The sequence below is a fragment of the Kaistia sp. SLG-1 genome (assembly GCF_059699055.1).
Window position 1 is genome coordinate 4,480,649 of record NZ_AP048544.1, and the last position, 20,450, is coordinate 4,501,098.

The 20,450-nt window shown below is 66.5% G+C and carries 19 protein-coding genes; 12 read left to right on the forward strand and 7 right to left on the reverse strand.

Translation table 11 applies throughout. The features are described 5' to 3' along the window. Positions 1-76 precede the first annotated feature (76 nt). Positions 77-955: a UTP--glucose-1-phosphate uridylyltransferase GalU gene (gene galU, locus AC6HZP_RS20865; protein ID WP_201400849.1), complete on the forward strand. Its 879-nt coding sequence runs from the start codon at positions 77-79 to the stop codon at positions 953-955. A gap of 374 nt (positions 956-1,329) precedes the next feature. Here the strand turns inward: galU and AC6HZP_RS20870 are convergent, their stop codons facing one another. From AC6HZP_RS20870 to AC6HZP_RS20895, 6 genes are all read right to left on the reverse strand, one after another. Further along, the gene (locus tag AC6HZP_RS20870) at positions 1,330-1,917 is read right to left on the reverse strand and encodes an NAD(P)H-dependent oxidoreductase (protein ID WP_497524385.1); all 588 of its coding nucleotides are present in this window, start codon (positions 1,915-1,917) and stop codon (positions 1,330-1,332) included. A 55-nt stretch (positions 1,918-1,972) separates the two neighbouring features. Further along, a complete protein-coding gene (locus AC6HZP_RS20875) occupies positions 1,973-3,388 on the reverse strand; it encodes an FAD-binding oxidoreductase (RefSeq protein WP_497524386.1) in 1,416 nt (471 codons plus the stop codon). 2 nt (positions 3,389-3,390) lie between these two features. Further along, positions 3,391-4,704, reverse strand: a complete 1,314-nt coding sequence (locus AC6HZP_RS20880) for a cytosine deaminase (RefSeq protein WP_497524387.1) — start codon at positions 4,702-4,704, stop codon at positions 3,391-3,393. A gap of 1 nt (position 4,705) precedes the next feature. Further along, a complete protein-coding gene (locus AC6HZP_RS20885; RefSeq protein ID WP_244670003.1) occupies positions 4,706-5,497 on the reverse strand; it encodes an ABC transporter permease in 792 nt (263 codons plus the stop codon). Between the two features lie 83 nt (positions 5,498-5,580). Next, positions 5,581-6,402, reverse strand: coding sequence for an ABC transporter ATP-binding protein (locus tag AC6HZP_RS20890; protein WP_201400856.1), 822 nt, complete (start codon positions 6,400-6,402; stop codon positions 5,581-5,583). Between the two features lie 127 nt (positions 6,403-6,529). Next, a complete protein-coding gene (locus tag AC6HZP_RS20895; protein ID WP_244669587.1) occupies positions 6,530-7,537 on the reverse strand; it encodes an ABC transporter substrate-binding protein in 1,008 nt (335 codons plus the stop codon). A gap of 364 nt (positions 7,538-7,901) precedes the next feature. Between AC6HZP_RS20895 and AC6HZP_RS20900 the strand changes: the two genes are divergently transcribed. The 9 genes from AC6HZP_RS20900 to AC6HZP_RS20940 all read left to right on the forward strand — a co-directional run bounded on the left by AC6HZP_RS20900 (position 7,902) and on the right by AC6HZP_RS20940 (position 17,471). Next, positions 7,902-8,291, forward strand: a complete 390-nt coding sequence (locus AC6HZP_RS20900; RefSeq protein WP_201400857.1) for a RidA family protein — start codon at positions 7,902-7,904, stop codon at positions 8,289-8,291. A gap of 17 nt (positions 8,292-8,308) precedes the next feature. Then, on the forward strand, positions 8,309-9,691 hold the full coding sequence (locus tag AC6HZP_RS20905) for an 8-oxoguanine deaminase (protein WP_497524388.1): 1,383 nt from the start codon (positions 8,309-8,311) through the stop codon (positions 9,689-9,691). Positions 9,692-9,884: 193 nt separating this feature from the next. After that, complete coding sequence (locus tag AC6HZP_RS20910) at positions 9,885-10,691, forward strand: creatininase family protein (RefSeq protein WP_244669588.1); 807 nt, start codon at positions 9,885-9,887, stop codon at positions 10,689-10,691. 104 nt (positions 10,692-10,795) lie between these two features. Next, on the forward strand, positions 10,796-11,722 hold the full coding sequence (locus tag AC6HZP_RS20915) for an NAD(P)-dependent oxidoreductase (RefSeq protein WP_497524389.1): 927 nt from the start codon (positions 10,796-10,798) through the stop codon (positions 11,720-11,722). Positions 11,723-11,864: 142 nt separating this feature from the next. After that, positions 11,865-13,454, forward strand: a complete 1,590-nt coding sequence (locus AC6HZP_RS20920) for an ABC transporter substrate-binding protein (protein ID WP_497524390.1) — start codon at positions 11,865-11,867, stop codon at positions 13,452-13,454. 112 nt (positions 13,455-13,566) lie between these two features. Next, positions 13,567-14,577 (forward strand): ABC transporter permease subunit, encoded by a 1,011-nt coding sequence (locus tag AC6HZP_RS20925; RefSeq protein WP_497524391.1) that lies wholly within the window; start codon positions 13,567-13,569, stop codon positions 14,575-14,577. Beyond that, on the forward strand, positions 14,567-15,478 hold the full coding sequence (locus tag AC6HZP_RS20930) for an ABC transporter permease subunit (protein WP_201400862.1): 912 nt from the start codon (positions 14,567-14,569) through the stop codon (positions 15,476-15,478). The genes AC6HZP_RS20925 and AC6HZP_RS20930 overlap by 11 nt, the downstream gene beginning before the upstream one ends. Positions 15,479-15,480: 2 nt before the next feature. Beyond that, positions 15,481-16,488, forward strand: a complete 1,008-nt coding sequence (locus AC6HZP_RS20935) for an ABC transporter ATP-binding protein (protein WP_497524392.1) — start codon at positions 15,481-15,483, stop codon at positions 16,486-16,488. Further along, complete coding sequence (locus AC6HZP_RS20940; protein WP_497524393.1) at positions 16,485-17,471, forward strand: dipeptide ABC transporter ATP-binding protein; 987 nt, start codon at positions 16,485-16,487, stop codon at positions 17,469-17,471. Before AC6HZP_RS20935 ends, AC6HZP_RS20940 begins: the two co-directional genes overlap by 4 nt. 15 nt (positions 17,472-17,486) lie before the next feature. Here the strand turns inward: AC6HZP_RS20940 and AC6HZP_RS20945 are convergent, their stop codons facing one another. Further along, positions 17,487-17,990 carry a cytochrome b gene (locus AC6HZP_RS20945; protein WP_497524394.1) on the reverse strand — a complete coding sequence of 168 codons (504 nt, stop codon included), beginning with the start codon at positions 17,988-17,990 and terminating at the stop codon, positions 17,487-17,489. Positions 17,991-18,177: 187 nt separating this feature from the next. On the opposite strand from AC6HZP_RS20945, the gene AC6HZP_RS20950 reads away from it, so the two are divergent. Further along, on the forward strand, positions 18,178-19,254 hold the full coding sequence (locus AC6HZP_RS20950; RefSeq protein ID WP_497524395.1) for a CobW family GTP-binding protein: 1,077 nt from the start codon (positions 18,178-18,180) through the stop codon (positions 19,252-19,254). A gap of 117 nt (positions 19,255-19,371) precedes the next feature. Beyond that, the gene (locus AC6HZP_RS20955; protein ID WP_497524396.1) at positions 19,372-20,355 is read left to right on the forward strand and encodes a WD40 repeat domain-containing protein; all 984 of its coding nucleotides are present in this window, start codon (positions 19,372-19,374) and stop codon (positions 20,353-20,355) included. The last annotated feature ends 95 nt before the right edge of the window (positions 20,356-20,450 follow it).

The window sequence follows — 20,450 nt, forward strand, 5'->3', positions numbered from 1 at the left end:
TTCACACTTTTCCATTAGCGTTATCGATAGAAATCTGCCGATATGCTCCCCGTACCGATGCATCCGTGAGGCGTCTATGAACCCGAAGATTCGCAAGGCCGTTTTCCCCGTCGCCGGTCTTGGCACCCGCTTCCTGCCTGCGACCAAAGCCATGCCGAAGGAAATGCTGACGGTCGTCGATCGTCCGCTGATCCAGTACGCCGTCGACGAGGCGCGCGAAGCCGGTATCGAACACCTGATCTTCGTCACCGGCCGCAACAAGGCGGTCATCGAGGATCATTTCGACGTCCAGTACGAACTCGAAGCCACGCTCACGGATCGCGGCAAGAAGGAGGCGCTCAGCCTCCTCGCCAAGGATCTGCCGAAGCCGGGCTCGACCTCCTTCACCCGCCAGCAGGTGCCGCTCGGTCTCGGCCACGCCGTCTGGTGCGCGCGCGAGATGATCGGCAACGAGCCCTTCGCCGTGCTGCTGCCGGACATGGTGATGAAGGGCGAGCCGGGCTGTCTGAAGCAGATGGTCAAGGTCTATGAGGAATGGGGCGGCAACGTGCTCGCAGTCGAGGAATGCGACCCGGCGCAGACGCACCAGTACGGCATCGTCGGCATCGGCGCCGAGATCGGCGGCCCGGCCTTCCGCATCAACGCCATGGTCGAGAAGCCGAAGCCGGAAGTGGCGCCTTCCAACCTCTACATCAACGGCCGCTACATCCTGCAGCCGCAGATCTTCGATCTGCTCTCGAAGCAGGAGCGCGGCGCCGGCAACGAGATCCAGCTGACCGACGCCATGCTGCGCCTGATGGACCGCCAGTATTTCTACGGCTGCCGCTTCGACGGCCAGACCTATGACTGCGGCAACAAGGTCGGCTTCCTGGCGGCGAACGTCGCCTTCGCGCTCGACCGCCCGGATATCGCCGACGAGTTCCGCCCCGAGCTCGAAAAGCTGCTGGCGCGCTGAGGCAAGCCCGTCCGGACAACCAAACGGCGGCTCCAAGGGGCCGCCGTTTCTTTTTTGGCGGACGGTGCTTCGCCCCTGCTGCCCCTTGTGGGGAGGGAATGCTTCTCGTCCCGATGCCGGCAAGCAGCCCACCTCCCCCCGGGAAGTGTCCGTTGTCGTGTCGAAGGCGCTTGGATCAGGACGCTCCGTCATCCCGGGCGGAGACCCGGGATCCATTCCGCCGGGTTGCCCGGTTTCCCGCGGCGAGGCTTCGGCGGCATGGATCCCCGCCTGCGCGGGGATGACGGCGAGCTTGGAGCAGCGCTGGCGCCCCCACTCATTGTTGGGTCGCGTTCTCTGAAAGCGAACCGGTAGCCGCTTCGCTCGGAGGTGAGCTACAGCCTGCCGATCTTGCGGCGGACCTTGGCCAGATAGCGCGCCCGGCTTTCGGGCGTCGAGCTGTCCATCTTGTAGTGCGCGAGATAGAGCGTGCGGCAGAACGGATGGCAGAGCGAGCGAATGCCGCGTAGCAAGATCCGCCGGCCCGGCTCGCCGATGAACTTCGACAGGATCCAGCTGGCGCCGCAGCTCGTCACCACGGCGAGCTTGCGGATGTTCTGCATGGCCGGCCGCGAGCCGCGCGTCGCCGTCGGCATGACGAAGGTCGCATGCGGCACCCAGACCCGCTCCAGCCAGCCCTTCAGCATGGCCGGCGGGCTGAACCACCAGGTCGGATAGACGAAGACGAGGATCTCGCACCATTTGATCAGCGCGAGATGCTCGGCGATCGGGATCTCGTTGACCACCGGCTCGTTGTAGACGCGCCGTTCGTCGGCGCGCATGACGGGATCGAAGCCGGAGGCGTAGAGGTCGAGCAGCCTGACCTCATGCCCCGAGGCGCGGAGCGCCTCGAGGGTGGTGTCGCGGAGCGCGGCGCCGAAACTCTCCGGCACGGGATGAGCGTAGACCACAAGCGCGCGCATGGCTCAGCGCGCCGCCGTGATCATGTGAAAAAGCGAGAGGCCCCCCCGAGCCATCTCAGCCGACTGCCCGGATGCCGGGGAACAGGAAGGTCTTGGTCGACGTGAAGTCGAAATCGGGATCCTCCCAGGCGATCATCTTGCCGGGGTTGAGCAGGCCGTTCGGATCCGCCTCGCGCTTGAAGGCGAGCTGGGCGAGATCGGTCTGCTTCATGCCGCCCTCCTCCAGCGTGTAGCGATGCGGATTGAAGATCGGGCAGCCATGCTCCTCATGGATGCGGATGATCTCGTCCAGGCGCTCTTCCGTCGTGTAGCGCACCATCGGCAGGCCCATCGGCGTGATCTTGCCGTCGAAGCGGACGAATTCGAGATGGCCGGGCACCTCGTCGCCGAACAGCTTCGTCAGCGTCTCGATCTTCTCGATATGGTGCGGCGGCGGATACATCGACTGCAGATAGGTGATCGACGGGTCGACGCGGATGGCGCGCAGCGTGGTGTGGTTCCAGCCGAGCTCGTAGTTCGGCGGGATGCCCTTCAGATCCTCGGCCGTATCGGAACGGAACACCACCTCGCCCTTGCTGCGCGAGGTCAGCGCCAGGAAGGCGTCGACCGCATGCGCCGCGACCGTGACGATCGCCAGCGACTGGCCGGGCTTCAGGAATTTCTGGTGGCGCAGGAAATAGTCGTACGGGATCGGCGCCGCGACGGTCGCGAGCTCCTTGATCAGCAGGCCGTCGGAATTGCCGACGCTGTCGGCATAGCGGACCGCGTCCATGTAGTCGTCGAAGCCGACCAGGATGTCGACCCAGTCATAGGCTGTGGTCAGCGGCATCTCGACTTCGGTGATGATGCCGTTGGTGCCATAGGCGTGCATCACCTTGTGCAGTTCCCAGCCGGTGAGCTCGAGGATGCGCGGCTCGGCCTCCATGGTGACGACGCGCAGGCGCAGCACGTTGCCGATGTCGCGCAGGCCGCCCCAGCGGATCGAGCCGACGCCGCCGGAACCGCCGGCGATGAAGCCGCCGATCGTCGCGGTCTTGGCGGTCGAGGGATGCAGGCGCAGTTCCTGGCCGGAATGGGCGCGCGTCTCGGCGTCGAGCTGGGCGATGACGGCGCCGGGCTCGGCGATGACGCGGCCGGGATGGATCGCCTTGACCTTGTTCATCTCGGCGAGGTTGAGGATCAGGCCGCCGGAGAGCGGCATCGCCTGGCCGTAATTGCCGGTGCCGGTGCCGCGCGGGGTCACCGGGACGTCATGCTTGAAGGCGGCCTTCAGGATGCGGATCACCTCCGCCTCGTCCTTCGGCGTCGCGACCAGGTCCGCGGTGACGTGGTCGAGCTGGGCCTTCAGGACCGGCGAATACCAGAAGAAGTCGCGGCTCTTCTGCTTCACCAAAGCCGGATTGTCTTCGAGCGCGATGCCGTCGAGCTCGGCCCTCAGCGCTTCGAAGTCGTTTCTGAATTGATGAGCCATGATCAGTGTCCAAACAGGGAATCGAGTTCACGATAATCGGGCAATGTCCGGTCGATCGCCTTGCCCTGGCGCAAAACGATGCGGTCGGATTGCGGGCGCGACAGGAATTCGGACCAGCTGCGGGCCCGGAACAACACCAGATCGGCGGGATCGCCAGCCCGGATCCGCCCGAGATCGGAGCGGCGCAGGATGGCGGCGGGGTTGGTGGTGACGACGCGCGCGGCGCCGTCGAGCGGGTGGTCGAGATGCAGGATCCGAACCGCCTCGCGAAAAACCTCGACGGCGTCGAGGTCGCCATAGGCGTAGAACGGGTCGCGCGTATTGTCGGAGGCGACCGCCACGCGGATGCCGCGCTCCTCCATCTCGGAGAGCAGCGTCACGCCGCGCCAGCGCGGCGTGCGGCCGGGATGGCGGTCCTGCAGATAGAGATTGCACATCGGCAGCGAGACGACGGCGAGACCCGCCTCGGCGACGAGATCCATCGTCCGGTCCGCCTCGCTCTCGTCCTGGCGGGCGAGCGAGCAGCAATGGCCGACCGTGACCTGCCCCTCATAGGAGGTGCGGATCGCCGCGTTGGCGATCGCCGCCAGCGAGCGGGCGTTGGGATCGGCGGTTTCGTCGACATGCAGGTCGATGTCGAAGCCGTTTTCCGACGCCATGGCGAAGAGATGGTCGAGCGCGGTGTCGAGGCCCGGCGTCATGTAGGTGAAGCCGCCGAGTACGCCGCCATAGGAGGCGACGACATTGGTGAGCCGCGCGCGCACCGTCTCGTCGAGATAGAGCTCGATCGGCGACAGCGCCACGCCCTGCAGGTCGACACGGCCGGCCCAGGCGTCGCGCGCCTCGGCGAAGGCCGGCCAGGACGCGGGAAACTGCGGCGGCACGCAGTCGATATGGGTGCGGATCAGCCTTGTGCCATGCGCATAGGCCGAGCGGAGCGAGAACTCCATCCGCGCGCGAACATCTTCCGTCGTCCAGTGCGCCTCGCGGTCGGCGTCGACCGCGGCGAGCGCGTCCGCGAAGCTGCCGGTCGGGTTCTCGCGCCGCGCCCAGATATGGCCCTTGTCGAGATGGGTGTGCATGTCGACGAAGCAGGGCCAGACCTGGCCGGCATCGAGATCGAAGACGGGTGCGTCGTCGACGCTGCCGGCAGGCCGCAGCGCCTCGATCTTGCCGTTGGCGACGACGATGTCGGCCCGCATCAGCCCCTCGCCGACGTCGCGGCCGTCGAAGCCGTCGACGGTCACGGCGGGCAAGGTGGCGTTGGCGAGCACATAGCGATCCGCATCCGGAAGCGCAGCAAAACCCTTCGTCATCTCAATTCTCCCGCCGGATCGCGCTTTCGTGCCAGCGGCGCAGCAGCAGATGCGAGATCAGGCTGGTCGCGCCATAGATCACGACGCCGGTGGCGCAGAGCAGGATCAGCGCGGCGAACAGGCGGGGGATGTTGAGACGGTACTGCGATTCGAGCAGGCGGAAGGCGAGGCCCGAGCCCGCGCCGGCGGAGCCCGCGGCGAATTCGGCGACGACGGCCGCGATCAGCGCGAGACCGCCGGCGATCCGGAGACCGGCGAGAAAATAGGGCAGCGCTGCCGGCAGCTTCAGGTGGATCATCGTCTGCCAGCGGCTGGCGCCGTAGAGCTCGAACAGGTTGAGCAGATTATGGTCGGTGCTCTTCAGGCCCTGCGTCGTGTTGGAGAGCACGGGGAAGAAGGCGACGATCCAGGCGCAGATCAGAAGCGCCGACTGCGTCGACGGCGCATAGATGAGGATGAGCGGCGCGATGGCGACGACCGGCGTCACCTGCAGGATGACCATGTAGGGCGACAGCGCCAGCTCGATCCATTTCGACTGGGTGAGCAGGATGGCGAGCGCGACGCCGCCGACCAGCGCGATGGCGAGCGCCAGGAAGGTGATCTTCAGCGTCACCAGCAGCGCCGTGCCGAGGATCGGCCAGTCCTTGATCAGCGACTGCGCGACGAGATCGGGCCCGGGCAGGATGTATTTCGGGATGTTGTAGGCGGCGACATACCAGGCCCAGAGGCCGATCAGCATGGCCAGCATCACCAGCGGGATGAGGACGCGGAGGATGCGCTCGCTGACGGGCATGGTCGGGATCGGCGCGGGCGGCGTGTCTTCATGGGCGGCGGCCTGCGCGGTCGGGGTCGCGGCGGGGCCCTGGTCGATGCTGGTCATAGGTGGTCTGCCGCTCCGATGGCGGAAAGAAGGGATTCCGAAGTCCGGCGGCAATACTCGCCATAGGCCTGCGAGGTGCGGAAGCCGATGCCGCGCGGATGCGGCGCATCGACCTCGATCTCGTCGATGACGCGGCCGGGGCGCGCGGCCATGACGACGATCCGGCTCGACAGGTAGACGGATTCGAAAACCGAATGGGTGACGAAGACGATCGTCCAGCCGAACTGCTCCCAGAGCCGGAGCAGGTCGTCGTTGAGCTTCTGGCGGGTGATCTCGTCGAGCGCCGCGAAGGGCTCGTCCATCAAGAGGATGCGCGGCCGCGTCACCAGCGCGCGGGCGATCGAGACGCGCATCTTCATGCCGCCGGAAAGCTCGCGCGGATAGGAATCGACGAACTTGTCGAGGCCGACCATCTCGAGCGCTTCCATGACGCGCGGCCGCGCTTCGGCCTGCGAGACGCCCTTCAGACGCAGCGGCAGCCAGACATTCTTGAACACCGTCGCCCACGGCATCAGCGTCGGCTCCTGGAACACGAAGCCGATCTCGCCCTCGCTGCCCTTCTTCGCCGCCTTCGCGCCCTCGTCCGGCCAGACGATGCTGCCCGAGGACGGCTCGCCGAGGCCGGCCAGCATCCTGAGCGCGGTCGACTTGCCGCAACCCGACGGACCGAGAAGGCTGATGAACTCGCCGCCGCGGATCGTCAGCGACATGTCCTTCAGCGCGATCGTCCCGTTCGAAAACGTCTTCGAGATGTGTTCGAGACGAACGATGGGCCGTCCGGACGCGGCGGATGGCGGGCTACTGGTTGCGAGAGACAAGAAATCCGTTTCCTCAACTTAAGTGGCGAAACGCGCCATCAAACTGGCGATGGCCAAATGGGCGATGGCCAATCAGGCAATGGCATTGCCGGGCCGGAGCCCGGCAATGCCTGGAGGCGTGACGCCCTTACTTCTTCAGTTCCTTGCCGACGCCCTTGCAGGTGAACTTGGTCGTGTAGACCTTCGACAGGTCGAGATCGGCCTTGGTGACCTTGGCCTTGACCATCTTCTCGTAGAAATCCTTGACCCGCGCGTCGGTGATGCAGCCGATGCCCTTGTCGAGCGTGTCGCCGGAATCGACCAGGCCATAGTCCTTCATGGTCTGGATCGTGTAGGCAATCTGCTCATCCGTGATTTCCGGATTATCCTTCTTGATCAGGTCGTTGGCAGCCTTGTTGTCGCCGTACAGGTAGTTGTACCAGCCGACAATCGAGGCATCGACGAAGCGCTGCACGATGTCGGGATTGGCGTCGGCATATTCCTGCGTCGCCTCGATCAGGGTCGAATAGGTGCTGAAGCCTTCATCGGCGAGGAGGAACAGCTTCGGCTTGAAATCGGCCTGCTTGGCGATCTCGAACGGCTCGGAGGTGATGTAGCCCTGCTGCGCCGACTTCGGATCGGCAAGGAACGGCGCCGGGTTGAAGGTGTAGGGCTTGAACTGCTCGTCGCGGAAGCCCGGGAAAGCCTCCTTCATCCACTGGAAGTAGGAGGCGTAGCCGTCCTTCGACAGAAGCAGCGTGTCGAGCTTGGCCAGATCCTCGAACTTCTCGACGTCCGGATGGGCGATGATGACCTGCGGTTCCTTCTGGAAGATCGCGGCGACCTCGACCAGCGGAATGCCCTCGTCGGCGGCGGCGAAGGTCTCAACCAGGTTGCCGGCCATGTTGAACTGCGTCTTGCCGGCGAGCATCAGCTGGCGGTTGGCCGCCTGCGGTCCGCCCTGCACGATCGTCACCTTGAGGCCGTACTTCTCGTAGGTGCCGTCGGCGACGGCCTGGTAGAAGCCGCCATGCTCGGCCTGGGCCAGCCAGTTGGTGCCGAAGGAGACCTCATCGAGCGCGAAGGCCTGGCCGGAAAAAGCCACTGCCGCCGCGCCGGCCGCCATGCCGATGAACCTTGTCTTGAGCGATGTCATGTCGTCTACGCCTTCCCCTTGTCGCGACAGCCTCGGCGGTCGCCCCCAGTTTTTTCCCCGAACCGATGCGCCCCGGTTCCTTGCTTCCCGGCGCTTCGACCGGCCTTCGTCGTCGCAAAACGCATGCCACGCCGGCCGCTTGTGCGCCTGCGCCGATAGTGCCGTCCGCTCAGACGTCGGGAAGTGCCCGCATATTATGCGACGAAGCCTGCCCAAGATAGCGGCAGAGGCCGAGAAATTGAGCGCTTCCGTCGAAACGTCGCGGTGGAACATGCGCTACCGGCGAAGCGGCATGGCCTTGCCAGCGATGCTATCGCCCCCCTACCCTTTCCATTCCCTTACGCCGAACCGGAGCCCCGCGCGGATGAACGATTCCCTGACCCCGAAGACCATCCGCCCGCCCTTCGGCCGCTACAGCCACGGCGTCCAGGCGCCGGCGGGAAGCCGGTTCATCTTCACCTCCGGCCAGCTCGGCATCCGAAGCGACGACAGCGTGCCGGAGGACATCGAGGAGCAGGCGGAGATCTGCTTCGAGAACATCCGCGCGATCCTCGCCGAGGGCGGCATGGATCTTTCCGACATCGTCCGCCTCAATGCCTTCGTCACGCGGCGCGAGGACATGCGCCGCTACATGAACGTGCGCGACCGCTATGTCGTCGAGCCGCTGCCCGCCTCGACGCTCTACATCGTCTCGGGCTTCACCCGGCCGGAATTCCTGGTCGAGATCGAAGCCGTCGCCGCCAGGGTCGACTGAGAAGGACGGAAGCGGTCATGAGCAATACCGCGACGAACGCCGGGCGGGTCTGGCTCCGCGATCCGATCGCCGTGCTGGCGGACGGCGCCGAACGCGGCGTCGTCATCGCGGACGGCCGGATCGTCGAGCTCGTCGGCAAGGGCGCCGAGCCGCTGCACCCGGTGCAGAAGATCTTCGACGCCTCGCGCCACGTCGTGACGCCCGGCCTCGTCAACACGCATCATCACTTCTTCCAGACGATGACGCGGGCGCATCCGGCCGGGATCAACAAGTCGCTCTGGCCCTGGATCACATCGCTCTATCCGATCTGGACCAAACATGTGAACGCCGACAATTTCCGCCTCGCCGCCCGCCTCGCGGCGACCGAGCTGATGCTGTCGGGCTGCACCTGCGCCTCCGATCACCACTACATGTTCCCGGCCGGGCTCGAGCATGCGCTCGACATCGAGGCGGAGGAAGCCGCCGCCGTCGGCCTTCGGATGACGCTTTCGCGCGGCGCGCTCGACGTCGTCGGCGATACGGCCGAGGCCGACAGCCAGGCGGTCGCGCCCGGCGGCGCCATCCAGGACACCGACGCCATCCTCGCCGATTGCGAGCGCGTCATCGCCCGCTATCACGACCGCGCCGACGGTGCGATGACCCGCGTTGCGCTCGCCCCCTGCGCCCCCTTCGACGTCTCGCTGCGGCTGATGCGGGAGACGGCGGCGCTGGCCGAAAAGCATGATTGCCGGCTGCACACCCATCTCGTCGAGACGAAGCAGGAAGCGGACTTCGCCCGCGAGAAGCACGGCATGTCGGCGGTCGACTATCTCGAGGAATGCCACTGGCTCTCGGACCGGACCTGGCTGGCGCATGGCATCCATTTCGACGATGCCGAGGTGAAAAAGCTCGGCCGGCACGGCGTCGGCATCTGCCATTGCCCGACCTCCAACATGGTGCTCGCCTCCGGCATCTGCCGGACCAAGGAGCTGGAAGCGGCGGGATGCCCGGTCGGCCTCGGCGTCGACGGCTCCGCCTCCAACGACAATTCGAACCTGATCGAAGCCGCGCGCCACGCGCTGATGATCGGGAGGCTCCGCTACGACGCCGAGGCGGTGACGGATCGCGACGTGCTGCGCTGGGCGACGGAGGGCTCCGCCCGCTGCCTCGGCCGCGACGACATCGGCGCCATCGCCGTCGGCAAGCAGGCCGATTTCGCCTTCTGGAACCTCGACGAACTGCGCTTTTCCGGCGCCGGCGACCCGATCGCCGCCCTCGTGCTCTGCGGCGCGCATGCCGCCGACCGCGTCATGGTCCAGGGCGAATGGCGGGTCGAGGACGGCCAGCCGGTCGGCGTCGACCTGGCGCGCCTCCGTCACGAACACCACCAGGCCTCCAAACAGTTCCTGGAGGCTCTCTAAAGCCGAGGAAGGCGCAGGCGGATTCCCTTCCCCTTGTGGGGAGGGTTAGGGAGGGGGTACCTCCTCCCCCCTTGAAAGACTGACCTGCGCTTGCTCAGTATCGCCAACGCCCGAGGCCGGCGCTGGTACCCCCACCCCGCCCTCCCCACAAGGGGGAGGGAGCAGAACAAGCCACCGAGAAAAGAGACTTCCGATGTCCCTTCCCCGCCCCTACTGGCATGAAATGCAGGCGCCCGACTTCCTGGGCGGCGACAAGGACTGGATCGCGGTCCTGCCGATCTGCGCCATCGAGCAGCACGGCCCGCATCTGCCCGTCTTCACCGACGCCTGCATCGGCGAAGGCATGGTCAAGCGCGTCGTCGAGCTGCTGCCCGAGGGCCTGCCGGCGACCTTCCTGCCGGTGCAGTCGATCGGCAAGTCGAACGAGCACATCTCGTCGCCGGGCACGCTCACCTTCACCTGGGAAACCGTCATCCGCATGTGGCTGGAGATCGGCGACAGCATCGCCCGGGCCGGCGTGAAGAAGCTCGTCCTCGTCACCTCGCATGGCGGTAACATCCCGGCCTCCGAGATCATCGCCCGCGAGCTGCGCATCAAGTACGGCATGCTGGTGGTCTCGACCGGCTGGACCGCCGTCGGCGAGCCGGAGGGCCTGGTGCCGGAGGAGGAATATCTCTACGGCATCCATGGCGGCGACGTCGAAACCTCGATCATGCTGCATTTCCGGCCCGACCTCGTGAAGATGGACAAGGCCGAGGATTTCCGCTCGACCCAGCTCGATTTGCTGAAGGAATTCAAGCGCCTGCGCTTCCACGGCGCCCCGGCGCGCGCCGCCTGGAAGGCGCAGGACCTGAACCCGCATGGCGCCGTCGGCAACGCCTCGCGGGCCACCGCCGAGCGCGGCAAGCTGATGGTCGACTACCAGGCCGCCGCCTTCGTCGAGCTGCTCGAGGAGATGGCGCGCTTCGACCTCGGCCGGCTCTGGACTTCGCCTGCCTGACCGGTCGGCAGCCTTTCGGAAAACGCTTGGGAAAGCCGGCCGTCTGTTGCTAGCATGCGGGGCATTGCGACAGCATTGGCCTGAGCGCATGTCCGGGGGCGGGCGTGGTCGACATCGTAATTTCCGAGTTCATGCACAAAAACGCGGTCGCGGATCTCTCCCGCGACTTCGAGGTCCTGTACGAGCCGACGCTGGGGATGGACCCGCCCGGCCTGACGAAGGTCATCCGTCAGGCCAAGGCGCTGCTGATCCGCGACCGGACGGTCGTCGACATTCCGCTGCTCGCCAAGGCGGCCGATTTGCGCGTGATCGGGCAGATCGGCGCCGTCTCCGACAATATCGATCTTCTCGGCTGCGAGGCGCGCGGCGTCTCGATCGTCCGCTCGCCCGACATGATGGCCGACGCCATCGGCGAGTATGTGATCGCCAGCGCCATGATGCTGGTGCGCGGCGCCTTCTTCTCGGCGCGTGACGTGATGGCCGGCAAGTGGCCGCGCGGCCATCTCGTCGGCCGCGAGATCGGCGGCCGCACGCTCGGCCTCGTCGGCCTCGATTTCGGCGCCCGCGCCGCGGCGACGCGGGCGCGCGCGCTGGGCATGCGGGTCATCGCCTGGGACCCGTTCCTGAAGCCGACCCATCCGGCCTGGAACGACATCGAGCGGGTGGAGTTTGAGCCGCTCCTCGCCGAGGCCGACGTCGTCAGCGTGCATCTGCCGGCGCGGCCGGAATTCATCGGCAAGCTCGGCACGACGGCGCTGTCGCGGTTGAAGTCCGGAGCCGTGCTGATCTCGGTCGGCGGCGGCGGCATCGTCGACGAGGCGGCCGTCGCCAACATGCTGTCGATCGACCGCCTGCGCGGCGCCGCCTTCGACGGCTTCGAGACCGAGCCGTTGACCTTCGAGGCCGGCTCGATCTTCGCCGCCGTCCCCAATTTATTGCTGACGCCGCGCATCGCCGACCTGACGCTCGAATCCCACCACCGCTCCTCGGCGGCGATCGTCGCCAAGGTGCGCGGCGCGCTCAATCTTTGATCAACCGGCAAAAATCCCTCTTGCAATAGCGCTTCGGCTCGGCTCGACTGTGGCTTTCCGCCCACGAGAGGTTCCAGCAAGGAATCCAGCTGCGGGGCGGGCTTAAAGCGCTTTGGAAAGCGCAAGCCAGGGGAGTTCCGGAATGAAGAATTATGTCCGCCTGTTGGCGGCGACCATGCTTGTCACGGGTCTCGCTTCCGCCGCCGGGGCCAAGACTTTGGTCTACTGTTCGGAAGGCAGCCCGGAGAACTTCAATCCGCAGATCAATACGACCGGCACCTCGCTCGACGCGGCGCGGCCGGCCTTCAACCAGCTGGTCCAGTTCGAGCCCGGCACGACGAATGTCGTCCCGGCGCTGGCCGAGAGCTGGGACATCTCGCCCGACGGCACGGAAGTCACCTTCCACCTGCGCAAGGGCGTCAAGTTCCACTCGACCAAGACCTTCACGCCGACGCGCGACTTCAACGCCGACGACGTGCTGTTCTCGTTCGAGCGCCAGTGGAAGACGGACAACCCGTACCACAAGGTCTCCGGCGGCGCGTATGACTACTTCAACGACATGGGCATGCCGGACCTGCTGAAGTCGATCGAGAAGGTCGACGACCACACGGTCAAGTTCACGCTGAGCCGCCCCGAGGCACCCTTCCTCGCCAATCTGGCGATGGATTTCGCCACCATCTTCTCGGCCGAGTTCGCCGACGCGATGCTGAAGGCGGGCACGCCGGAACAGCTCGACCAGGTGCCGGTCGGCACCGGTCCCTTCTCCTTCGTCACCTATCAGAAGGATTCCGTGATCCGCTTCAAGGCGTTCGCCGACTATTGGGGTGGCCAGCCCAAGATCGACGGCCTCGTCTTCGCGATCACCAAGGATCCGACGGCGCGCTGGTCGAAGCTGCAGAAGGGCGAATGCCAGATCATGGCCTATCCGAACCCTGCCGACCTGGAGGCGATCGGCAAGGACCCGAACGTCAACCTGTTGCAGCAGGCCGGCCTCAACATCGGCTACCTCGCCTTCAACGTGCAGAAGAAGCCGTTCGACGACAAGCGCGTCCGCCTGGCGATGGCGCATGCCATCGACAAGGACACGATCCTCAAGGACGTCTATCTCGGCGCCGGCCAGTCGGCCAAGAACCTGATCCCGCCGACGATCTGGAGCTACAACGACAAGGTCGTCGACTACGACTACGATCCGGAAAAGGCCAAGGCGCTCCTGAAGGAAGCCGGCCTCGAGGGCGGCTTCGAGACGGATCTCTGGTGGATGCCGGTGCAGCGTCCGTACAACCCGAACGCCAAGCGCGTCGCCGAGATCATCCAGGCCGACCTCGCCAAGCTGAACATCAAGGCCAATCTGGTCTCCTATGAATGGGGCGAGTACCGCAAGCGCATGCAGGCGGGCGAACACCAGATGGGCCAGCTCGGCTGGACCGGCGACAATGGCGATCCCGACAACTTCTTCTTCCTGCTCTCCTGCGAGGCGGCGCGCCCCGGCGGCCAGAACCTCTCCAAGTGGTGCAACAAGGAGTTCGACGACCGGCTGAACAAGGCCAAGACCCTGTTCGACAAGGCCGAACGCACCAAGCTCTATGAAGAGATGCAGGTCATCCAGCACGATGACTATCCGGTGATGCCGATCGCCCACTCGGTCGTGTTCGAACCGACGCGCAAGGAGGTCAGCGGCTACAAGGTGAGCCCGCTCGGCCGGCACGAGTTCACGGATGTCGAGCTGAAGTAACGGCTCTCAGGCGATACCGGAGCGGGCGGCGGCGACACCGCCCTCCGCTTCGGTCATCTGTTTCTGGACCAGGCGGCGCAGTCTCTGCGCTCGCCCACCACGGGTCCCCAAAATGCTCGGTTTCATTGTTCGACGGGTTCTGCTCGTCATCCCGACCTTCATCGCGATCGCGTTCCTGACCTTCATCGCCATCCGCCTGGTTCCCGGCGACCCGATCGAGGTCCGCACCGGCGAGCGTGGCATCTCGCCGGAACGGCTCGCCCAGTTCCGCCACGAGCTCGGCCTCGACCAGCCGGTCTGGAAGCAGTTTCTCGATTATCTCTGGCAGCTCGCGCACGGCAATTTCGGCACCTCGACCTCGACCCACGCGCCGGTCCTGACCGAGTTCCTGACGCTGTTCCCGGCGACGCTGGAGCTCGCCATCAGCGCCATGCTGTTCGCCACCATCCTCGGCATCCCGGCCGGCGTCATCGCCGCGACAAGGCGGGGCACCGTCGTCGACTACGGGCTGATGGGCGCGGCGCTGACCGGCTTCTCCATGCCGGTGTTCTGGTGGGGCCTGCTGCTGATCCTGCTGTTCTCGGTCAATCTCGGCTGGACCCCGGTCTCCGGCCGCATCGACCTGCTCTATTATTTCGAGCCCGTCACCGGCTTCATGCTGATCGACAGCTGGCTCTCCGGCGAGGAAGGCGCGTTCAGCTCGGCGGTGTCGCATCTGATCCTGCCGACCATCGTGCTCGGCACCATCCCGCTCGCCACCATCGCCCGCATGACCCGCTCGGCCATGCTGGAAATCCTCGGCGAGGACTATGTCCGCACGGCCCGCGCCAAGGGACTGTCGCCGTTCCGCGTTGTTGGCGTGCATGCGCTCCGCAACGCGCTGATCCCGGTCGTCACGGTGATCGGCCTGCAGGTCGGAGCGCTGATGGCCGGCGCGGTGCTGACCGAATACATCTTCTCCTGGCCCGGCGTCGGCTCCTGGCTGATCGAATCCATCAACCGCCGCGACTATCCGGTGCTGCAGGGCGGCATCCTGCTCGTCTCCGGCATCGTCATCCTGATCAACATTCTCGTCGATCTGCTCTACGGCGTGCTCAATCCGAGGATCCGCCATGCCCGCTGACAGCACCGCGACCGCCGCCGCGCCGCGGCCAAAAGCGCCGCCCGGCCCGTTCGTCTCGTTCTTCCGCGACTTCTCCGAAAACCGCGCCGCGCTGGTCGGGCTGATCCTGCTGTCGCTGCTCGTCTTCGTCGCGATCTTCGCCAATGTGATCGCGCCCTATTCGCCCTACGAGCAGTTCCGCGAATTCACCCGCATCCCGCCGGCCTGGGCCGAGGGGGGCAACCGCGCCTTCCTGCTGGGCACCGACGAAATCGGCCGCGACATGCTCTCGCGCCTGATCTTCGGCGCGCGGCTGTCGCTGTTCATCGGCCTCTCGGTCGTCGTCGCCTCGATGGCGGCCGGCATCGCGCTCGGCCTCGTCGCGGCCTTCGCGCCCGGCTGGCCGTCGATCGTCATCATGCGGGCGATGGACGTCATCCTGTCGGTGCCGAGCCTGCTGCTCGCCATCGTCATCGTCGCCATCATCGGCCCGAGCCTGACCAACACGATCATCGCCATCACGGTGGTCTACCTGCCCTATTACGTCCGCCTGGTCCGCGCCTCGGCGCTGCAGGAGAAGACGCGCGACTATGTGACGGCGGCCCGCGTCGGCGGCGCCGGCACGTTCCGCATCATGTTCCGCACCGTGCTGCCCAACTGCATGGCGCCGATCATCGTGCAGGCGGCGCTGACCATCTCGAACGCCATCCTCGAGGCGGCGGCGCTGGGCTTCCTCGGCCTCGGCGCCCAGCCGCCCTCGCCCGAATGGGGCGCGATGCTCGCCTCGGCGCGCGAATTCCTGCAATCGGCGCCCTGGATCGTCACCGAGCCCGGCCTCGCCATCCTGATCACCGTGCTCGCGATCAACCTCGTCGGCGACGGCCTGCGCGACGCGCTCGACCCGAAGATGCGGAGGAGCTGACCATGCCGCTTCTCGAAATCAACGACCTGACCGTCGACTTCCGCACCGGCTCCGGCCAGTTCCGCGCCGTCGACGGCGTCTCGCTCAGCGTCGATCGCGGCGAGATCCTCGCCATCGTCGGCGAGAGCGGATCCGGCAAGTCGGTCGCCATGCTGGCCGTGATGGGGCTGCTGCCCTGGACCGCCACCGTCACGGCGAAGACCCTCGCCTTCGATGGCCGGGACCTGCTGACGCTGACGCCGCGCGAGCGGCGCAAGGTGATCGGCAAGGACATGGCGATGATCTTCCAGGAGCCGATGTCGAGCCTCAACCCGTGCTTCACGGTCGGCTACCAGATCGGCGAGAGCCTGAAGACGCATCTCGGCCTCACCAAGCGCGAGCGCCGCGAACGCTCGATCGAGCTCCTGAACGCCGTCGGCATTCCCGATCCCGAGCGCCGGCTCTCCGCCTTCCCGCACCAACTCTCCGGCGGCATGAGCCAGCGCGTGATGATCGCCATCGCCCTCGCCTGCCGGCCGAAGCTGATCATCGCCGACGAGCCGACGACCGCGCTCGACGTCACCATCCAGGCGCAGATCCTCGAACTCCTCGTCTCGCTGCAGCGCGAGACCGAAACCGGCCTCGTCCTCATCACGCACGACATGGGCGTCGTCGCCGAGACGGCCGAGCGCGTCTCGGTGCATTATGCCGGGCAGAAGATTGAGGAGCAGCCAGTCGGCCCGCTCTTCGCCGATCCGCATCACCCCTATACGGCGGTGCTGCTGGCCGCCCTGCCGGAGCGCGCCAGGGGCAAGCTCCTGCCCTCGATTCCCGGCGTCGTGCCGGGGCAGTTCGACCGGCCGCCGGCCTGCCTGTTCGAGCCACGCTGCCGCTTCGCCACCGACCGCTGCCGCACCAAGGTGCCGCCGCGCCAGGGCGCGATCGCCGGCTTCGCGCTCTGCCACTATCCGCTGACGCATGGCCGGCCGATCGGCCATCCCCACCCCGAAGGCAGGGAGGTCGCAGCATGAACGCGCCCGTCGTCCTCGAGGCGAGCCATCTGGCGCGCTTCTATTCGGTGAGTCGTGGCGCCTTCAAGCCGGCCGCCACCGTCCGGGCGCTGGCCGAGGCGAGCTTCACGCTCGAGGAAGGCAAGACGCTCGCCGTCGTCGGTGAATCCGGCTGCGGCAAGTCGACCCTCGCGCGCCTCGTGACGATGATCGAGGAGCCGAGCGAAGGCCGGCTCGTCATCGGCGACACCGACATCGTCACCGCCGACAAGGCGGCGCTGAAGAAGCTGCGCTCGGAAGTGCAGATCGTCTTCCAGAACCCCTACGGCTCACTCAATCCGCGCCAGAAAATCCTCGACGCGCTGGCCGAGCCGCTGGTGATCAACCGCCGGGATATGAGTGCCGCCGACCGCAAGGCGGCCGTGCTCGACATGCTGAAGCGCGTCGGCCTCCGCCCCGAGCACGCCAACCGCTATCCGCACATGTTCTCCGGCGGCCAACGCCAGCGCATCGCGATTGCCCGCGCGCTGATGCTGCGGCCCAAGATCCTCGTGCTCGACGAGCCGGTCTCGGCGCTCGACGTCTCGGTGCAGGCGCAGGTGCTGAACCTGCTGGTCGAATTGCAGGAGAGCCTCGGCCTCTCCTATCTCTTCATCTCGCACGGTCTCTCGGTGGTGCGTCACATGGCCGACGAGATCCTGGTCATGTATCTCGGCCGCGTCGTCGAACGCGCGCCCCGTGAAAAGCTGTTCGAGCAGCCGCTGCATCCCTATACGCAGGCGCTGCTCTCGGCGACGCCGATGGCGGATCCCGAGCGCCAGCGCGAGCGCATCCGCCTGAAGGGCGAGCTGCCTTCCCCGTTCAATCCACCGCGCGGCTGCGCCTTTCATCCGCGCTGCCCGCGCGCCTTCGACAAATGCCGCGTCGACCGGCCGGAACTTCGCTGGCACGGCGAGACGGAGGTCGCCTGCTGGGCGGTCGAGCGCGACGACCCGGTGTCCTAGACGGCTCGGAAGTCGTCAGGGCGCGCCGGGGACGACCATCCGGCGCAGCGTGCCGTCGCGCAGCCAGAACTGATGATAGAGCGCGGCGGCGGCATGCAGCGCGATCAGGACGATGAACGCCGGCTTGCCGAGTTCGTGGATGCCTCCAAACGACCGCGAGACATAGATCGCGAGAAGCCCGGTGACCGGTACGGCGACGAGGAGGACGTAGAAGGCGACGTGGGCGGCGCTCGCCAGCCGGGCGGCCAGGCGCCCCGCCGTTTCCAGCGGGCGCGGCGTGCTTCGGGTCAGCCGAAGGGCGAGCCGGAGCAGGACGAGAATCAGGATCGCGATCCCGACCCAGTAATGCGCCGTCGCGAGCGCCGCATCCGAGGCGGAGACGGGCGTGCCGCGCAGGGCAGCGCGCTGGGCGTGGCTCATGCTCTCGCCGAAGACGAGCTGGAACAGAACCAGCAGGGCTATGACCCAATGCAGGCCCACCTGCAGGGGCGAATAGCCACGAATATCGGAACGAGTCATGCGTCTCTCTCCAGGCGGGCCGGCGGGCGGCCGGCGGCGCAACCAGATCAAGATTAGATTCGTTCTAAATTAAGGCGCGAAGCGCCCGAGCGCTGACCCATCGCAATCGGCGCCGACATCCCTTATATCAGGCGGCAACCCATTCCCCCCTTTTGCGCGGGCTGATGCTCCGCGCCGGAGATCTCTCATGACGGAAACCCAGATCCCGGTCACCGTGCTCACCGGCTATCTCGGCGCCGGCAAGACGACGCTTCTGAACCGCATCCTGTCGGAAAACCACGGCAAGAAATACGCCGTCGTCGTCAACGAGTTCGGCGAGATCGGCATCGACAACGACCTCATCGTCGAGAGCGACGAAGAGATCTACGAGATGAACAATGGCTGCGTCTGCTGCACGGTGCGCGGCGATCTGATCCGCGTCGTCGAGGGCCTGATGAAGCGCCCCGGCGGCTTCGACGGCATCCTGGTCGAGACGACCGGCCTCGCCAATCCGGCCCCCGTCGCGCAGACCTTCTTCATGGATGACGACGTGCGCGCCAAGTCGCGCCTCGACGCGGTCGTCACCGTCGCCGACGCGATGAACCTTCTGACCCGGCTCGACGACGCGCCGGAAGCCGAAGAGCAGATCGCCTTCGCCGACGTCATCCTCCTGAACAAGACCGACCTCGTCTCGGCCGAGCAGTTGGCCGCCGTCGAGCGCCGCATCCGCGACATCAACCCGCACGCGACGATCCACCGGACCGAGCGCTGCGCCATCGACCTCTCCAAGGTGCTCGATCGCGGCGCCTTCGACCTCGACCGCATCCTGACGCTCGATCCGGAATTCCTCGAGGGCGAGGATCACGAGCACGTCCATGACGAGAATTGCGGCCATGACCACCATGGCCACGATCACCATCATCATGACCATGATCACCACGATCATGATCACGACCATCACCACCACCATCCGCGCCACGATGAATCGGTGTTCAGCGTCTCGCTGCGCGGCGGCGAGCTCGACCCGAACAAGTTCTTCCCCTGGATCCAGGAAGTGACGCAGGTCGAAGGTCCGAACATCCTGCGCCTCAAGGGCATCCTGGCGATGGATCGCGATCCCGACCGCTACGTGCTGCAAGGCGTGCACATGATCATCGAGGGCACGCACCAGCGTCCGTGGGCGGAAGGCGAGAAGCGCGAGAGCCGCCTCGTCTTCATCGGCCGCAAGCTGAACGAGGAAGCCCTGCGCAAGAGCTTCGAAGCCTGCCTGATGCCGGCGGCCTGACGGCCGCATTCCTCCCGAACGCAGCGCTCCGGCCCCGGCCGGGGCGATCGACGACCTAGCTGGCCGGCATTTTCCTCGCGCGAAAATGCCCTGCACGACATCGACCGGAAGAGCCTCTTGCCCACCATCCAGTCCTTTCCTCTCGACGCCTATGTCGTCGCGGCGCAGTTTCTCGGTGCCGAGCCCGTCTTCGCGCTCGGCGATGGCGCCGTCGCGCGGGTCGACGGCCCCTCGGCCGAAAAGCTCAGCGTTCATTCCGGCGGCCTGCTCGCCGCTGCCCGCACCCAGGACGGCGCGCGGCTGATCACCACCGGCGATGACGGCCGCGTCTGCGCCATCGACGCCGACGGCAAGGTCACGGAACTGGCGAGCCAGCCGAAGAAGTGGATCGACCAGGTCGCCTGCGGCCCGGACGGCGTCATCGCCTATGCCAGCGGCCGCCAGGTCTTCGTCCGTTTCGCCGACGGGCGCGAGCGCGTGCTCGAGCACGAGCGCACCGCCGCCGGCCTCGCCTTCGCGCCGAAGGGGCTCCGACTCGCGGTCGCGCGCTACAACGGCGTCTCGCTCTGGTGGATCGGCACCGACGCCAAGCCGATCGATTTCGAATGGAAGGGCTCGCATCTCGGCGTCACCTTCTCGCCGGACGGCAAGAGCGTGATCACGTCGATGCAGGAGAATTCGCTGCATGGCTGGCGCGTCGCCGATGGCGGCGGCCACATGCGGATGTCGGGCTATCCCGGCAAGGTGAAGTCGATGTCGTGGTCGCCCAAGGGCCGCTTCCTGGCGACCTCGGGCGCGGAGATGGCCGTGCTCTGGCCGTTCCACTTCAAGGACGGCCCGATGGGCAAGCAGCCGCTGCAGCTTGGCACCCGCGACCAGGTCGTCACCTTCGTCGCCTGCCACCCGACCGAAGAGGTCGTGGCGATCGGCTACAAGGACGGCATGGTGCTGGCGGTCCGCTTCGCCGACAGCGACGAGGCGATCCTGCGCAAGCCCGGCGAAGGCGGCGCGGTCAGCGCGCTCGCCTGGGACAAGAAGGGCGTCCGCCTCGCCTTCGGCACCGAAGGCGGCGAAGCCGGCGTGATCGATCTCGCCGGCTGATCTTCTCCCGAAAACTCGACCATCATCCTGAGGTGCCCGGCAAAGCCGGGCCTCGAAGGAGGGTCCAGGGAACGCCTTCCCTCACCTCTCTGGGG

Excerpts from the sequence above, each read along its gene's own strand:
- AC6HZP_RS20935 (WP_497524392.1), top strand. The coding sequence starts at position 15,481 with ATGCCGCTTCTCGAAATCAACGACCTGACCGTCGACTTCCGCACCGGC.
- AC6HZP_RS20925 (WP_497524391.1), top strand. The coding sequence starts at position 13,567 with ATGCTCGGTTTCATTGTTCGACGGGTTCTGCTCGTCATCCCGACCTTC.
- AC6HZP_RS20900 (WP_201400857.1), top strand. The coding sequence starts at position 7,902 with ATGAACGATTCCCTGACCCCGAAGACCATCCGCCCGCCCTTCGGCCGC.
- AC6HZP_RS20895 (WP_244669587.1), bottom strand. The coding sequence starts at position 7,537 with ATGACATCGCTCAAGACAAGGTTCATCGGCATGGCGGCCGGCGCGGCG.
- AC6HZP_RS20940 (WP_497524393.1), top strand. The coding sequence starts at position 16,485 with ATGAACGCGCCCGTCGTCCTCGAGGCGAGCCATCTGGCGCGCTTCTAT.
- AC6HZP_RS20945 (WP_497524394.1), bottom strand. The coding sequence starts at position 17,990 with ATGACTCGTTCCGATATTCGTGGCTATTCGCCCCTGCAGGTGGGCCTG.
- AC6HZP_RS20885 (WP_244670003.1), bottom strand. The coding sequence starts at position 5,497 with ATGCCCGTCAGCGAGCGCATCCTCCGCGTCCTCATCCCGCTGGTGATG.
- AC6HZP_RS20870 (WP_497524385.1), bottom strand. The coding sequence starts at position 1,917 with ATGCGCGCGCTTGTGGTCTACGCTCATCCCGTGCCGGAGAGTTTCGGC.
- galU (WP_201400849.1), top strand. The coding sequence starts at position 77 with ATGAACCCGAAGATTCGCAAGGCCGTTTTCCCCGTCGCCGGTCTTGGC.
- AC6HZP_RS20880 (WP_497524387.1), bottom strand. The coding sequence starts at position 4,704 with ATGACGAAGGGTTTTGCTGCGCTTCCGGATGCGGATCGCTATGTGCTC.
- AC6HZP_RS20905 (WP_497524388.1), top strand. The coding sequence starts at position 8,309 with ATGAGCAATACCGCGACGAACGCCGGGCGGGTCTGGCTCCGCGATCCG.
- AC6HZP_RS20910 (WP_244669588.1), top strand. The coding sequence starts at position 9,885 with ATGTCCCTTCCCCGCCCCTACTGGCATGAAATGCAGGCGCCCGACTTC.
- AC6HZP_RS20930 (WP_201400862.1), top strand. The coding sequence starts at position 14,567 with ATGCCCGCTGACAGCACCGCGACCGCCGCCGCGCCGCGGCCAAAAGCG.
- AC6HZP_RS20920 (WP_497524390.1), top strand. The coding sequence starts at position 11,865 with ATGAAGAATTATGTCCGCCTGTTGGCGGCGACCATGCTTGTCACGGGT.
- AC6HZP_RS20950 (WP_497524395.1), top strand. The coding sequence starts at position 18,178 with ATGACGGAAACCCAGATCCCGGTCACCGTGCTCACCGGCTATCTCGGC.
- AC6HZP_RS20875 (WP_497524386.1), bottom strand. The coding sequence starts at position 3,388 with ATGGCTCATCAATTCAGAAACGACTTCGAAGCGCTGAGGGCCGAGCTC.